Origin of the sequence: Lysobacter claricitrinus (assembly GCF_045866565.1) — a bacterium.
GTDB classification, from domain to species: domain Bacteria; phylum Pseudomonadota; class Gammaproteobacteria; order Xanthomonadales; family Xanthomonadaceae; genus Cognatilysobacter; species Cognatilysobacter claricitrinus.
On the sequence record NZ_BAAFZV010000003.1, the window covers coordinates 290873 to 304998 of the forward strand.

Consider the following 14126-nt stretch of genomic DNA (forward strand, 5'->3'; position numbering starts at 1 on the left):
CCACGAATTCATCTACTCCCGGCGCCCGCGTCGGAACCAGGGAAACTCCCATGCAGAACACGCTCAACCCGTCCGAAATCAGCGAACTGATCAAGACCCGCATCGAGCAGGTCGGTCTGGCCGCCGAAGCCCGCAATGAAGGCACGGTCACGTCGGTCTCCGACGGCATCGTCCGCATCTTCGGCCTGGCCGATGTCATGCAGGGCGAAATGATCGAGCTGCCGGGCAACACCTTCGCCCTGGCACTGAACCTCGAGCGCGACTCGGTCGGCGCCGTCGTGCTCGGCGACTACGAGCACCTGCGCGAGGGCGCCGTCGCCAAGACGACGGGCCGCATCCTCGAAGTGCCGATCGGCGACCAGCTGCTCGGTCGCGTGCTCAATGCACTCGGTGAGCCCATCGACGGCAAGGGCCCGCTGGGCGCGTCGATGTCGGCGCCGGTCGAGCGCGTCGCGCCGGGCGTGATCTGGCGCAAGTCGGTCGACCAGCCGGTGCAGACCGGCTACAAGTCGGTCGACGCGATGATTCCGATCGGCCGCGGCCAGCGCGAGCTGATCATCGGCGACCGCCAGACCGGCAAGACCGCGATGGCCGTCGACGCGATCATCGCGCAGAAGGGCACGGGCATTAAGTGCATCTACGTCGCGATCGGCCAGAAGAACTCGACCGTCGCCAACGTCGTGCGTCGCCTCGAAGAGCAGGGCGCGCTCGCGCACACGATCGTCGTCGCGGCCACCGCGTCGGAATCGGCCGCGATGCAGTACATCGCGCCGTACGCCGGCTGCGCCATGGGCGAGTACTTCCTCGACCGCGGCCAGGACGCGCTGATCATCTACGACGACCTGTCCAAGCACGCCGTCGCCTACCGCCAGATCTCGCTGCTGCTGCGCCGCCCGCCGGGCCGCGAAGCGTATCCGGGCGACGTGTTCTACCTGCACTCCCGCCTGCTCGAGCGTGCGTCGCGCGTGTCCGAGGAGTACGTCGAGAAGTTCACCAATGGCCAGGTCAAGGGCCAGACCGGTTCGCTGACCGCGCTGCCGATCATCGAGACGCAGGCGGGCGACGTGTCCGCGTTCGTCCCGACGAACGTCATCTCGATCACCGACGGCCAGATCTTCCTCGAGACCGACCTGTTCAACGCCGGCATCCGCCCGGCCGTGAACGCCGGTATCTCGGTGTCGCGCGTCGGCGGCGCCGCGCAGACCAAGATCATCAAGAAGCTCTCGGGCGGCATCCGTATCGCGCTCGCGCAGTACCGCGAACTCGCGGCGTTCGCGCAGTTCGCGTCGGACCTCGACGAGGCGACCCGCAAGCAGCTCGAGCGCGGCCAGCGCGTCACCGAGCTGATGAAGCAGAAGCAGTACGCCCCGCTGCCGATCGCGCTGCAGGCGCTGTCGATCTACGCGGTCGACAAGGGCTACATGGACGACGTGCCGGTGTCGAAGATCGGTGCGTTCGAAGCCGGCCTGCATTCGCACTTCGTCAATACGCAGGGCGAGCTGTCGAACCGCATCACGCAGACGGGCGCGTGGGACGACGCGATCGAGAACACCTTCAAGCAGGTGATCGCCGAGTTCAAGCAGACGGGCAGCTGGTAATCCCAGCCGTCACGAGGGCGCGGTCCGCCGCGCCCTGATCCCGGTAGCAGCACACAAGCGAGCGAGCAATGGCAGGCGGACGCGAAATCAAATCGAAGATCAAGAGCGTGCAGAACACCCGCAAGGTGACGCGCGCGCTTGAGATGGTCTCGGCGTCGAAGATCCGCAAGGCGCAGGACCGCATGAAGACCTCGCGTCCGTACGCGCGGGTCATGAAGCAGGTGATCGGCCACCTCGCGCAGGCGAGCGGCGACTACCGTCATCCGTACATGGTCGAGCGCAAGGACGTGAAGCGCGTCGCGTACGTGATCGTGTCGAGCGATCGCGGCCTCGCCGGCGGCCTCAACAACAACATGTTCCGCAAGCTGGTCGGCGAGTTCCGTCGCTGGCAGGAGCAGGGCGTCGAGATCGACGTGGTGACGATCGGCCAGAAGGCGTCGGTGTTCTTCCGTCGCCTCAAGGTCAACATGATCGCGTCGGTCACACACATCGGCGACCTGCCGAAGCTCGAGCAGGTGATCGGCGTGGTGAAGGTGGTGCTGGACGCGTACGAGGCCGGCTCCGTCGACCGCGTGTTCGTCTGCTACAACCACTTCGTCAACACGATGGCGCAGGTGGCGACCTTCGACCAGCTGCTGCCGCTGCCGGCGGCGACCACCAAGGTCGCGCAGCACGACTGGGACTACATCTACGAACCCGACGCGCCCACGGTGCTCGACCACGTGCTGTCCCGCTACATCGAGTCGCTGGTCTACCAGGCCGTGCTCGAGAACGTGGCGTCCGAACACGCGGCGCGCATGGTCGCGATGAAGGCCGCGTCCGACAACGCGAACAAGCTCATCGGCACGCTGCAGCTCGTCTACAACAAGGCCCGCCAGGCCGCGATCACCCAGGAAATCTCGGAGATCGTCGGCGGCGCCGCCGCAGTCTGACCCTGCTGAGCGCGTCGCCCGCGCTCGCATCCAACGAATCGATTTGCCAAGGAAACAACCATGAACGCTCAGGTCACTCCCAGCACCACGGGCACCATCGTCCAGATCATCGGCGCGGTCGTCGACGTCGAGTTCCCGCGTGATGCGGTGCCGCGCGTCTACGACGCCCTGAAGGTCGAAGGCACGGCGATCACGCTCGAAGTCCAGCAGCAGCTTGGCGACGGCGTCGTGCGCACGATCGCGCTCGGCTCGACGGACGGCCTGAAGCGCAACCTCGTCGCGGTCAACACCGGTCGCGCGATCTCGGTGCCGGTCGGCGCCGGCACGCTGGGCCGCATCATGGACGTGCTCGGTCGCCCGATCGACGAGGCCGGCGACGTGCAGGCGTCGGACCATTGGGAAATCCACCGCGCCGCGCCGTCGTACGAGGACCAGTCCTCGGGCAACGAGCTGCTGGAAACCGGCATCAAGGTCATCGACCTGATGTGTCCGTTCGCGAAGGGCGGCAAGGTCGGCCTGTTCGGCGGCGCCGGCGTCGGCAAGACCGTCAACATGATGGAACTCATCAACAACATCGCGAAGGCGCACTCGGGTCTGTCCGTGTTCGCCGGCGTGGGCGAGCGTACCCGCGAGGGCAACGACTTCTACCACGAGATGAAGGACTCGAACGTTCTCGACAAGGTCGCGATGGTCTACGGCCAGATGAACGAGCCGCCGGGCAACCGTCTGCGCGTCGCGCTGACCGGCCTGACCATGGCCGAGTACTTCCGTGACGAGAAGGACGCGTCGGGCAAGGGCAAGGACGTGCTGTTGTTCGTCGACAACATCTACCGCTACACGCTGGCCGGTACCGAAGTGTCGGCGCTGCTCGGCCGCATGCCGTCGGCCGTCGGTTACCAGCCGACGCTCGCCGAGGAAATGGGCGTGCTGCAGGAGCGCATCACCTCGACCAAGACCGGCTCGATCACCTCGATCCAGGCCGTGTACGTGCCCGCGGACGACCTGACCGACCCGTCGCCGGCGACGACGTTCGCCCACCTCGACGCCACCGTCGTGCTGTCGCGAAACATCGCCTCGCTCGGTATTTACCCGGCGGTCGACCCGCTCGACTCGACGTCGCGCCAGCTCGACCCGAACGTGATCGGCAACGAGCACTACGACGTCGCGCGCAAGGTCCAGGCGACGCTCCAGAAGTACAAGGAGCTGAAGGACATCATCGCGATCCTCGGCATGGACGAGCTGTCGGAAGAAGACAAGCAGGCCGTGTCGCGCGCCCGCAAGATCGAGCGTTTCTTCTCGCAGCCGTTCCACGTGGCCGAAGTGTTCACCGGTTCGCCGGGCAAGTACGTCTCGCTGAAGGACACGATCCGCGGCTTCAAGGGCATCGTCGAAGGCGAGTACGACCACTTGCCGGAGCAGGCGTTCTACATGGTCGGCGGCATCGAGGAAGCGGTCGAGAAGGCCAAGAAGATCGCCGGCTGAGCCGACTGATCTCCACGGCGCCGATCTGAGTCGGCGCCGTCGCCCTCCGAATCAAGCGAGAAAGACATGGCATCCACCATCCGTTGCGACATCGTCAGCGCCGAGCAGGAGATCTTTCACGGCGACGCCGAGATGGTCGTGGCTACCGGCGAGCTGGGTGAGCTCGGCATCGCGCCGAAGCACGCGCCGCTGATCACGCGCCTGAAGCCGGGTAAGGTCGTCGTGACCCTGCCGGGCGGCGAGAAGCTCGACTTCGCGATCTCCGGCGGCATCCTCGAGGTGCAGCCGAGCGTCGTGACCGTGCTGGCCGATACCGCGGTGCGCGCCGAGGACATCGACGAAGCGGCGGTGCGCGCGGCGAAGGACGAGGCCGAGCGCATCCTCGCGCAGAAGGACCCGAAGATGTCGCTCGAGGAAGCGCAGAACCAGCTCGCGATGTCGATCGCGCAGCTGTCGGCGCTGGAGCGCCTGCGCAAGAACCTCAAGCACTGAGATTCCGCGCGACGCATGCAAAAACGCCGGCCTTGGGCCGGCGTTTTTGTTTGGGCGATGCGCTGCGGGATCGCGCGTCAGTCGACTGGTTTGAGCAGTCGCTCGTAGACCGCCAGGTCGCCTGCGGAGAAGCAGCAGAACACGACGTGCTGGAGGTGCACGGGTTCGAACGCCTGCACGGTATGCACGGCGATGGCCGCGGCAGGTTCGATCGGATAGCCGTAGATGCCGGTGCTTATGCCGGGGAACGCGATGGACGTGCAGCCGGCCGCGTCGGCAAGTTCGAGGCTTCGGCGGTAGCAGGACGCGAGTGCTTCGGGCTCACCGACGCCACCGCCGCGCCAGACCGGCCCGACGGTGTGCACGACATGGCGTGCAGGCAGGCGATGGGCGCCGGTGATGCGCGCGTCGCCGACCGGGCAACGGCCGATGCGCCGGCATTCCTCCACCAGCCCGGGCCCCGCCGCGCGATGGATCGCGCCGTCGACGCCGCCACCGCCGAGCAGACTGGTGTTCGCAGCATTGACGATGGCGTCGACGTGCAACGTCGTGATGTTCGCCTGGATGGCGTCGAGTCGCATGGTGGTCAACGCGCCGGGCCTTTGAGTTCGATGGTGTTGCCGTCGGGGTCGCGCAGGTACAGCGAGGGCCCGTCGCCTTCCGCGCCGAAATTGTCGGAGGTCGGTTCGGGGACGTCGATGCCGTGCGACGCGAGATGCGCGCGGATCGCCACATCGTCGAACGGTTCAATGCGCAATGCGATGTGGTCGACGTTGCGACGCGATTCGCCGGCCGCTTGCCCACCACGTGCACCAAGGCGGCCGTCGATGTCGACGAGATCGATCATCGACGCGCCGGCACGCAGGTGGACGAGGCCAAGGTCGGCCCGCTCTCGCGCGACGATGCAGCCGAGCACATCGCGATAGAACCGCACGCTTCGGGCCGTGTCGGCGACGCGCAGGACGACATGGTCGATGCGTTGCAGGTCGAAGGGTCGCATGGCGCTGTCCGTCTTCGGGACAGCGAGCATCGCGCCATGCGCAGGGGCGGGTCGAGGCTGCGCATGGATCGCCGTGTCGCGCGAACGGTCTCGGGCGCTGCGATCGCGGCCACGCACCGTATGTGACGGCGGCCGTTGGCGCGCGGCGTGCCCTGAGACGACCGACGGCGGCACGATTACGGCCGCTCAGTTAGTAATATTGCTAACAGAATGGCCGTCTCTCACCCCCTTTCCCTGTCATCGAGCGCCTTGCCGGAGCTGGGCCCTGCGGACGTGCATGCACTCGACCGCCTGCTGAAGGAACGCCCGATCTGGCGGGGCCGCGCGCCCTCCGCGCCGGCACGCGACGGCATCCCGACCGGCTTCGCGCACCTTGATGCCGTGTTGCCTGGCCAAGGCTGGATCGCCGCCGGCCTCAACGAAGTGCTGGTGGCTGGCGACGGAGTGGGGGAGCTGGACCTGTTGTGGCCGATGCTGGCGCAGGCGTCGCAGGAAGCGCCCGTCGCACTGATTGCCCCGCCTTATATGCCGTACGCGCCGGCCTGGCATGCGGCGGGCGTGCGTCTGGATCGCCTGCACCTTGTGCAGGCTGCGACGCGCGACGCCCTGTGGGCAGCCGAACAGTGCATGCGCTCGGGCGCGTGCGCGGCGGTGCTGTGCTGGCCCCCGATGATGGCCGACGACCGACCGTTGCGTCGCCTGCAGGTGGCGGCCGAAAGCGGTCGCTGCCGTGGCGTCGCGATCCGTCCCCTGCAGGCGGCGCGCAATCCGTCGCCTGCGCCATTACGGCTGGTGATGGAGGCCGCGCCGCGGCAGATCCGCGTGCTCAAGTGCCGGGGCGCGAATCCGCCCACGCAACCCGTCCCGTTTCCGCGCGCGCTGCAGTAGGTCGGTGATGCTGCCCGTCCATCCATCGTGTCGATGCTGCCGCCCGCGGAGCGCGCGACGTGATGCGCGATGCATCGTCGAGCGTACGGCGAAATCGCGTGCATCCCTTTGCCGCACATCGGTCGGCGTGCGGCCCGCATCCGCACATCGCGTTCGGTGAGCGGCGATGGACTGGGCCTGCCTATTCCTGCCGCAACTGGCGCTCGACGCCGTCCTTCGTGACGCCGAGGACTCCGACGCACCGACCGCATTGCTCGACGGCGCGCCGAACGCGCGCGTGCTGTATGCGGTCAGTCCGTCCGCGCGCCGCGCGGGCCTGCGGCCGGGAATGAAGCTCGCCGCCGCGCAGGCGCTGGGCGTGCCCTGCCGGTTCGTCGTGCGGGATGCGGCCCAGGTGGAACGCATGCGCGAACAACTCGCCGCATGGGCCTATGGGTTCAGTTCGCAGGTCAGTCTCGATCTGCCGCACGCGATCGTGCTGGAGATCCGTCGCAGCCATCGGCTGTTCGGCGAATGGCCGACGTTCGAGGCCCGCCTGCGTGATGGCCTGCGTGCGCAGCGCATCCGCCATCGCATCGTCGCCGCACCAAATCCACATGCCGCGCGTGTGTTGGCGAACGTGCATGACCGCCTGGCGGTCGATGAGCGCGGGCTGGACCGCGCATTGCGCGACGTGCCGATCGAACGCGCCGGTCTGTCGCCCGGGACCGCGCAGGCCTTCGCACGCATGGGCCTGAAGCGGCTCGGGCACGTGCTCGCCTTGCCGCGCGCATCGCTCGGCAAGCGGTTCACGCCCGAGCTGCTGCGTCATCTCGACCGTCTGCGTGGCGGCGCCGGGCCGCTGACGATGTACCAGCCACCGAACCATTTCGAAGCGCGCATCGAATTCGAGGCCGAGATCGAATCCAGCCTTGCCTTGCTGTTCCCGTTGCGTCGTCTCACCACGGATCTCGCGGCATTCCTCGTCAGCCGGGACGATGGTGTCGAGCGCTTCTCGCTATGGCTGGAACACGAACACTGCCCTGCCAGCGAAGTGCGCGTCGGCCTGCTCGCACCCGAGCGCGAGGCGTCGATGCTGTTCGAGCTTGCGCGGGGCCGCGTCGAGCAGGCCACACTGCCTGCGCCCGTTCGCGCCGTGCGACTGGAAGCACGCGAACTGCCGCGCTTCGTACCGGCCGCGCGCGACCTGTTCGATACGCGTGCGCAGCAGTCGATGCCTTGGGTGCGTCTGCGCGAACGCCTGCGCGCACGGTTGGGCGACGACGCCGTGCAGTCGGTGGGCTGGAACGCGGATCACCGCCCTGAGCGCGTGGCCGATGCCGCGTCCGCATCGATTCCCCGGAACCCGCCCGCGCTCATGCGCCCCGGCTGGCTGCTGGCGACGCCGCGTCCATTGCGCGAATCCATTGCACAGCGCATCGCAGGCCCGGAGCGCGTGGAATCAGGTTGGTGGGACGGCGACGACGTGCGTCGCGATTACTACGTCGTCGAAACCGTGGGCGGACAGCGCGCATGGGTGTATCGGCCCCTGCGCCGGTTGGGCGATCCGGTGCCGCCGTTCGTGCTGCACGGATGGTTCGGCTGATGGACGCCGCCAACGACGATGCGCCGCCCCGTTACGCGGAACTGCACTGCCTGTCGGACTTCAGCTTCCAGCGCGGCGCGTCGACCGCGAATGAACTGTTCGCGCGTGCAAAGGAACAGGGTTACGAAGCGCTTGCGATCACAGACGAATGCACGCTGGCCGGAATCGTACGCGCGCTGATGGCGTCGGAGAAATTCGAGATTCCGTTGATCGTCGGCAGCGAGATGCGCATCGAAGACGGCCCACGCTGCGTGTTGCTGGTCGAGTCCAAGGCGGGCTACACAGCGCTGTGCGGCCTGATTACCGAGGCGCGTCGACGCGCGGACAAGGGCGCGTACCGTCTGCTTGCGAGCGACTTCGATCGACCACTCGACGGGTTGCTCGCACTTTGGCTGCCCGATGACGTACCGCACCTCACGCAGGGACGTTGGCTGGCGCAGCGTTTTCCATCGCGCTGCTGGATGGCAGTGGAACTGCATTGCGGCCCCGACGACGCAGCGCGCCTGCAGGCCGTGCGCGACGCGGCGCGTGAGCTGGGGCTGCGCTGCGTCGCCAGCGGCGACGTGCACATGCATGTGCGAAACCGGCGCGAACTTCAGGATGTGATGACCGCAATCCGCCTGCGCATGCCGTTGAAAGAGGCGGGTTATGCGTTGTTTCCCAACGGCGAGCGGCACCTGCGCAGCCGCACGATGCTGGCGGCGGTGTATCCACAGGCGATGATCGACGAAACACTGGCGATCGCCGCACGTTGCACGTTCCATTTCAAGCGCGACCTCGTCTACGAATATCCGCGCGAGCTGGTGCCGTCGTGGCATACGCCCGCCACCTGGCTGCGGCAGTTGGTGGCGATCGGCCTGCGGCGGCGCTGGAAAGAGGTGCCGCCGGCGGAAGGGCATCGCCGCCTGACCGAGAAGCTGATCGAGAAGGAACTCGAGCTGATCGAGAAGCTCGAGTTCGAAAAGTTCTTCCTAACCGTTCACGACGTGGTGCGGTTCGCGCGCGTCAACGGGATCCTCTGCCAGGGGCGCGGATCGGCCGCGAATTCCGCGGTCTGCTACGCGCTCGGAATTACCGAATTGCGTCCAGGCCAATCAAACATGCTGTTCGAGCGGTTCATTTCGGAGAACCGCAAGAATGAACCCCCTGACATCGACGTCGACTTCGAGCACGAGCGACGCGAGGAGGTGTTGCAGTACGTCTTCAACCGTTACGGGCGTCGCCGGGCCGCGCTCGCGACCGTAGTGATCTCGTACCGGGGCAGAAGCGCAGTGCGCGACGTCGGGCGCGCGCTCGGCCTGCCCGAAGATCAGGTCGGCGAACTCGCGAAAACGCTGGATCGCTGGAGCTCGGAAGCACCGCTGCCGAACTACCTGCGCGAGAACGGTTTCGACCCCGATACGCTGCTTATGCGCAAGCTGGTCGAACTCACCAGCCAACTGGTCGGCATGCCGCGACATTTGTCGCAGCACCCGGGCGGCTTCCTGATCTCCGAGCACGATCTCGCGACCATCGTTCCCGTCGAGAACGCCGCGATGGACGACCGCACCGTCGTGCAGTGGGACAAGGACGACATCGAGTATCTCGGCATGCTCAAGGTCGATTGCCTCGCGCTCGGCATGCTTACATGCATCCGCAAGACGTTCGACCTGTTGCGCGATAGCGGTCGTCGCGACATCAACATGGCGCACATCGCGCGCTGCGACCACCGCGCGCCCGAAGGCGCCAAGGTGTTCGAGATGATCCAGGCCGCCGACAGCGTGGGCGTGTTCCAGATCGAGTCGCGCGCGCAGATGGCGATGGCGCCACGCCTGCGGCCGTCGACCTTCTACGACCTGGTGATCCAGATCGCGATCGTCCGGCCCGGCCCCATCCAGGGCGACATGGTGCAGCCCTACCTGCGACGCAAGATGGGTCGTGAGCCCGTCACCTACGTCAAGGACGAGCTGCGCCCGATCCTCGAGCGCACGTTGGGTGTGCCGCTATTCCAGGAGCAGGTGATGCAGATCGCCATGACCGCGGCGCGCTACACGCCGAACGAGGCGGACGATCTGCGGCGTGCAATGGCGGCCTGGAAGCGCAACGGGCGGATCGAAGAACACCGCCTCAAGTTGACCGAAGGCCTGCGGGCCAATGGGTATTCGGGCGAATTCGCCGAGGCCATCTTCAACCAGATCAAGGGCTTCGGCAGTTACGGTTTTCCCGAATCACACGCGGCGAGCTTCGCGTTGCTCTGCTGGCAGAGCGCCTGGCTCAAATGCCACGAGCCCGCTGCATTCGCCGCGGGCCTGATCAATTCGCAGCCGATGGGTTTCTACTCGCCCAGCCAGATCGTGCAGGACCTGCGCCGTCACGGCATCGACGTTCGCCCGGTCGACATCCGCTTCAGTAACTGGGATTGCACCCTCGAATTCCGTGGCGCACCGGACGATCCCACGCAGCAACCGGCGTTGCGCCTCGGTCTACGACTGGTCGACGGCTTCAACGAAGCCTGTGCGCATCGCATTGTCGACGCCCGCAACGAGCGCGCATTCACCGATGCCGCCGATCTCTGCAAACGTGCATCGCTCAATGCGCGCGAGCGCAACGTGCTGGCCGACGCCGGCGCACTGCGCGGACTTCTCGGTCATCGCCACAAGGCGCGCTGGCTGATGACGGGGGTGGAATCGAGAACGCCGCTGCTCGACGAAACCCTCGGCGCCCACGAAGCGCAGGTCGCGCTGCCGATGCCGCGCGTAGAGGATGACATCCGCACCGACTACGCGACGCTGGGCCTCACGCTCGGCCGGCATCCCTTGGCACTGTTGCGCAGCACGCTGACCAAGCGCGGCCTGCTGCGGTCTCGCGATCTGAAAGCGTTGCCGAACGCGACAAACGTGTCATTCGCCGGCATCGTCACCCTGCGCCAGCGCCCGGCTACTGCGAGTGGAGTCACGTTCCTCACGCTGGAGGACGAGGACGGGCTGACCAACATAGTGGTCTGGAAGCGCATCGCCGATCGCGATCGACGTGCACTGCTGGGCTCGCGCTTGCTTCTGGTACGTGGGCACATGGAGTCGGGCGATGGCGTGCAACATCTCATCGCCGGGCGACTGGAAAACCTCGACGCGCTACTTGGGCCGCTGTCGACCAGCTCGCGCGACTTCCACTGAGCAATTCGCTCCTGTGTCGAATCACGCTACAGCACGTGGCGCTACAGATTGACCTTTGTCATGCCATCCGCAGGATAGCGCGTACCCGCCGTCGGATGCGCGTCCAGCACCGCATCGATGCGCGCCACTTCGTTCGCGTCGAGTGCGATGTACGCCGCCTGTGCGTTTTCGTCGAGGCGCCCGACTTTGCGCGTCCCCGGGATCGGCACGATGTCGTCGCCCTGTGCGAGTAGCCACGCGAGCGCGAGTTGCGCGGGCGTGCAGCCACGCGCCTGCGCGAGGTCCTTGACCGCGTCCACCAGCGCCTGGTTGCGCGCAGCATTGGCCTCCTGGAAGCGCGGATGATTACGACGCGTGTCGTTCGGCGCGAGGTCCTGCGCGTTCGGTAAGGCGCCAGTGAGGAAGCCGCGGCCGAGCGGGCTGTACGGCACGATGCCGATCCCCAGTTCCCGACAGGTCGGCACGATGTCCGTCTCGATGTCGCGCGTCCACAGCGAGTATTCGCTTTGCAACGCGCTGATCGGATGCACGGCATGTGCGCGACGGATCGTCGCGGCCGAGGCTTCCGAAAGGCCGAGGTGCCGCACCTTGCCTGCTTCGACCAGTCGCGCCATCGCACCGACTGTTTCCTCAATGGGGACGTTCGGATCCACACGATGCTGGTAGTAGAGATCGATCGTGTCGACGCCGAGCCGGGCCAAGCTTGCGTCGCAGGCACTGGCGACGTAGTCGGGTCGACCGTTGACGCCCAGGTGCGCACCGTCCGGCGCGCGCATGTTGCCGAACTTCGTCGCCAACACCACCTCGTCTCGCCGCGACTTCAATACCTTGGACAGCAGCCGCTCGTTCTCGCCGACACCGTACATGTCCGCCGTGTCGAGGAAGCAGATGCCGCGATCGAGCGCATGATTCAGCACCGCGATGTTGGCGGCTTCTTCGCTCGGCCCATAGAAATCGGACATGCCCATGCAGCCCAGGCCGATCGCGGAAACGGTCAGGTCGTGGCCGAGGGTGCGGCGTGGAAAGGTGGCGGTCATGGCGTCCTCCAAACGTGGGAAAAGACTAGCGAGGCGCGCGACATGCGTTCGCGCATCGACCAAGCCTGTCCACCTATGACGCGGCTACTCCACCGTCACCGACTTGGCGAGGTTGCGCGGCTTGTCGACGTCGGTGCCGCGCGCGAGCGCTGCGTGGTACGCCAGCAGCTGCACCGGGATCGCGTGGACGATCGGCGACAGCACGCCGACATTGCGGGGCGTGCGGATCACGTGCACCTGTTCGGACTCGCCGAAGTGGCTGTCGGCATCGGCGAACACGAACATCTCGCCGCCACGCGCGCGCACTTCCTGGATGTTCGACTTCACCTTCTCAAGCAGTGAATCGTTCGGTGCGATGACGACCACTGGCATCGCCTCGTCGACCAGCGCGAGCGGGCCGTGCTTGAGCTCGCCGGCCGGATACGCCTCGGCGTGGATGTACGAGATTTCCTTGAGCTTGAGCGCGCCTTCCAGCGCGATCGGGTAGTGCATGCCGCGGCCGAGGAACAGCGCGTGCTGCTTCGGCGCGAAACGCTCGGACCACACTGCGACCTGCGGCTCCAGGTTGAGAGCGTGTTGCACGGTGCCCGGAAGCTGGCGCAGCGCATCGATGTACGCCGCTTCCTGCGTGGCATCGAGTTCGCCGCGCAGCTTGGCGAGCGTGCAAGTCAGCGTGAACAACGCCACCAGCTGCGTCGTGAACGCCTTGGTCGACGCGACACCGATCTCCGCACCTGCGCGCGTGTAATACACAAGGCGGCTCGCACGCGGGATCGCACTCTCGGGCACGTTGCAGATCGATAGCGTCTTGTCGTGTCCCAGGCTCTTCGCGTACTTCAGCGCCTCCATCGTGTCGAGCGTTTCGCCCGACTGCGAAATGGTGACGATCAGGTTCTTCGGGTTCGCGTAGGCCTCGCGATAACGGTATTCGCTGGCGATCTCGACGGTGCACGGCACCTTGGCGATCGCCTCGATCCAGTAACGCGCGGTCAGGCCGGCGTAATAGCTGGTGCCGCAGGCGAGGATCTGCACGCCTTCGACGTCGCGCAGCACATCCGCGGCGTCGCTGCCGAACAGCTCGGCGGTGAACGCGCCGTTGTCCATCAATGCTTCGATGGTGTCGGCCACAGCGCGCGGCTGCTCGTGGATTTCCTTCTGCATGAAGTGGCGGTACGGGCCGAGCTCCAGCGACGCCAGCGACACGTCCGACACGTGCACGCCACGGTCGACCGGCGTGCCGTTCGCATCGAACACGTGCACGGATTCGCGCGTGACGTCGGCCGTGTCGCCCTCCTCGAGGAAGATCACGCGCCGCGTGGCCTGGATGATTGCGGAGACATCGCTGGCGACGAAGTTCTCGCCGTCGCCAAGGCCGACCAGCAGCGGGCAGCCCATGCGCGCGGCGACCAGGCGGCCCGGCTCGCGCTTGCTCACCACCGCGATCGCGTACGCGCCTTCGAGTTCGCGCACGGCCGTCTGCGTCGCGGCGAGCAGGTCCAGGCCGCTTTGCTGGTGGAAATGGATCAGGTGCGCGATGACCTCCGTATCGGTCTGCGACTCGAACACGTAGCCGGCCGCGCGCAGGCGATCGCGCTGCTGCTCGTGGTTCTCGATGATGCCGTTGTGCACCACCGCGAGCTCGCCGAACGAGATGTGCGGGTGCGCGTTGGTCTCGGTGACGCCGCCATGCGTCGCCCAGCGCGTGTGGCCGATGCCGAGGCGCGCGTGGAAGTTCTCCTGCGCGGCCGCGTTCTCCATTTCGGCCACGCGACCGGTACGGCGCACGCGACGCACGTCGCCGCCGTCGATCACCGCGATGCCCGCGGAGTCATACCCGCGGTATTCGAGCCGCTTCAGGCCGTCGATCAGGACCGGGACCACATCGCGATCCGCGATCGCGCCGACGATGCCGCACATGGGGAAGCTCCTCGAAGAAGGCGCCTAGTGTAGCGGCCGGGTG

The 14126-nt window shown here is 66.7% G+C and carries 11 protein-coding genes; 7 read left to right on the forward strand and 4 right to left on the reverse strand.

Annotated elements, in window-relative coordinates; all coding sequences use genetic code 11:
* Positions 1-50 precede the first annotated feature (50 nt).
* The 4 genes from atpA (at position 51) to ACKTTN_RS13275 (ending at position 4504) form a co-directional block, all read left to right on the forward strand.
* Complete coding sequence (gene atpA, locus ACKTTN_RS13260) at positions 51-1598, forward strand: F0F1 ATP synthase subunit alpha (RefSeq protein ID WP_407910370.1); 1548 nt, start codon at positions 51-53, stop codon at positions 1596-1598.
* A gap of 68 nt (positions 1599-1666) precedes the next feature.
* Positions 1667-2530: a F0F1 ATP synthase subunit gamma gene (gene atpG / locus ACKTTN_RS13265; protein WP_407910371.1), complete on the forward strand. Its 864-nt coding sequence runs from the start codon at positions 1667-1669 to the stop codon at positions 2528-2530.
* Positions 2531-2590: 60 nt separating this feature from the next.
* The gene (atpD, locus tag ACKTTN_RS13270; RefSeq protein WP_407910372.1) at positions 2591-4012 is read left to right on the forward strand and encodes a F0F1 ATP synthase subunit beta; all 1422 of its coding nucleotides are present in this window, start codon (positions 2591-2593) and stop codon (positions 4010-4012) included.
* 66 nt (positions 4013-4078) lie between these two features.
* Positions 4079-4504: a F0F1 ATP synthase subunit epsilon gene (locus tag ACKTTN_RS13275; protein ID WP_407910373.1), complete on the forward strand. Its 426-nt coding sequence runs from the start codon at positions 4079-4081 to the stop codon at positions 4502-4504.
* Between the two features lie 77 nt (positions 4505-4581).
* On the opposite strand, the gene ACKTTN_RS13280 is transcribed toward ACKTTN_RS13275, so the two are convergent.
* Both ACKTTN_RS13280 and ACKTTN_RS13285 read right to left on the reverse strand, forming a co-directional pair.
* On the reverse strand, positions 4582-5085 hold the full coding sequence (locus tag ACKTTN_RS13280) for an O-acetyl-ADP-ribose deacetylase (protein ID WP_407910374.1): 504 nt from the start codon (positions 5083-5085) through the stop codon (positions 4582-4584).
* 5 nt (positions 5086-5090) lie between these two features.
* Complete coding sequence (locus ACKTTN_RS13285) at positions 5091-5504, reverse strand: VOC family protein (protein WP_407910375.1); 414 nt, start codon at positions 5502-5504, stop codon at positions 5091-5093.
* Positions 5505-5714: 210 nt separating this feature from the next.
* On the opposite strand from ACKTTN_RS13285, the gene imuA reads away from it, so the two are divergent.
* The 3 genes from imuA (at position 5715) to ACKTTN_RS13300 (ending at position 11129) form a co-directional block, all read left to right on the forward strand.
* Positions 5715-6392 (forward strand): translesion DNA synthesis-associated protein ImuA, encoded by a 678-nt coding sequence (gene imuA, locus ACKTTN_RS13290; protein WP_407910376.1) that lies wholly within the window; start codon positions 5715-5717, stop codon positions 6390-6392.
* Between the two features lie 166 nt (positions 6393-6558).
* Positions 6559-7977 (forward strand): Y-family DNA polymerase, encoded by a 1419-nt coding sequence (locus ACKTTN_RS13295; protein WP_407910377.1) that lies wholly within the window; start codon positions 6559-6561, stop codon positions 7975-7977.
* Positions 7905-11129: an error-prone DNA polymerase gene (locus ACKTTN_RS13300; RefSeq protein WP_407910378.1), complete on the forward strand. Its 3225-nt coding sequence runs from the start codon at positions 7905-7907 to the stop codon at positions 11127-11129. Before ACKTTN_RS13295 ends, ACKTTN_RS13300 begins: the two co-directional genes overlap by 73 nt.
* A gap of 41 nt (positions 11130-11170) precedes the next feature.
* On the opposite strand, the gene ACKTTN_RS13305 is transcribed toward ACKTTN_RS13300, so the two are convergent.
* Both ACKTTN_RS13305 and glmS read right to left on the reverse strand, forming a co-directional pair.
* Positions 11171-12166, reverse strand: a complete 996-nt coding sequence (locus ACKTTN_RS13305; protein ID WP_407910379.1) for an aldo/keto reductase — start codon at positions 12164-12166, stop codon at positions 11171-11173.
* A gap of 84 nt (positions 12167-12250) precedes the next feature.
* Positions 12251-14083 (reverse strand): glutamine--fructose-6-phosphate transaminase (isomerizing), encoded by a 1833-nt coding sequence (gene glmS, locus ACKTTN_RS13310; protein ID WP_407910380.1) that lies wholly within the window; start codon positions 14081-14083, stop codon positions 12251-12253.
* Positions 14084-14126 lie beyond the last annotated feature (43 nt).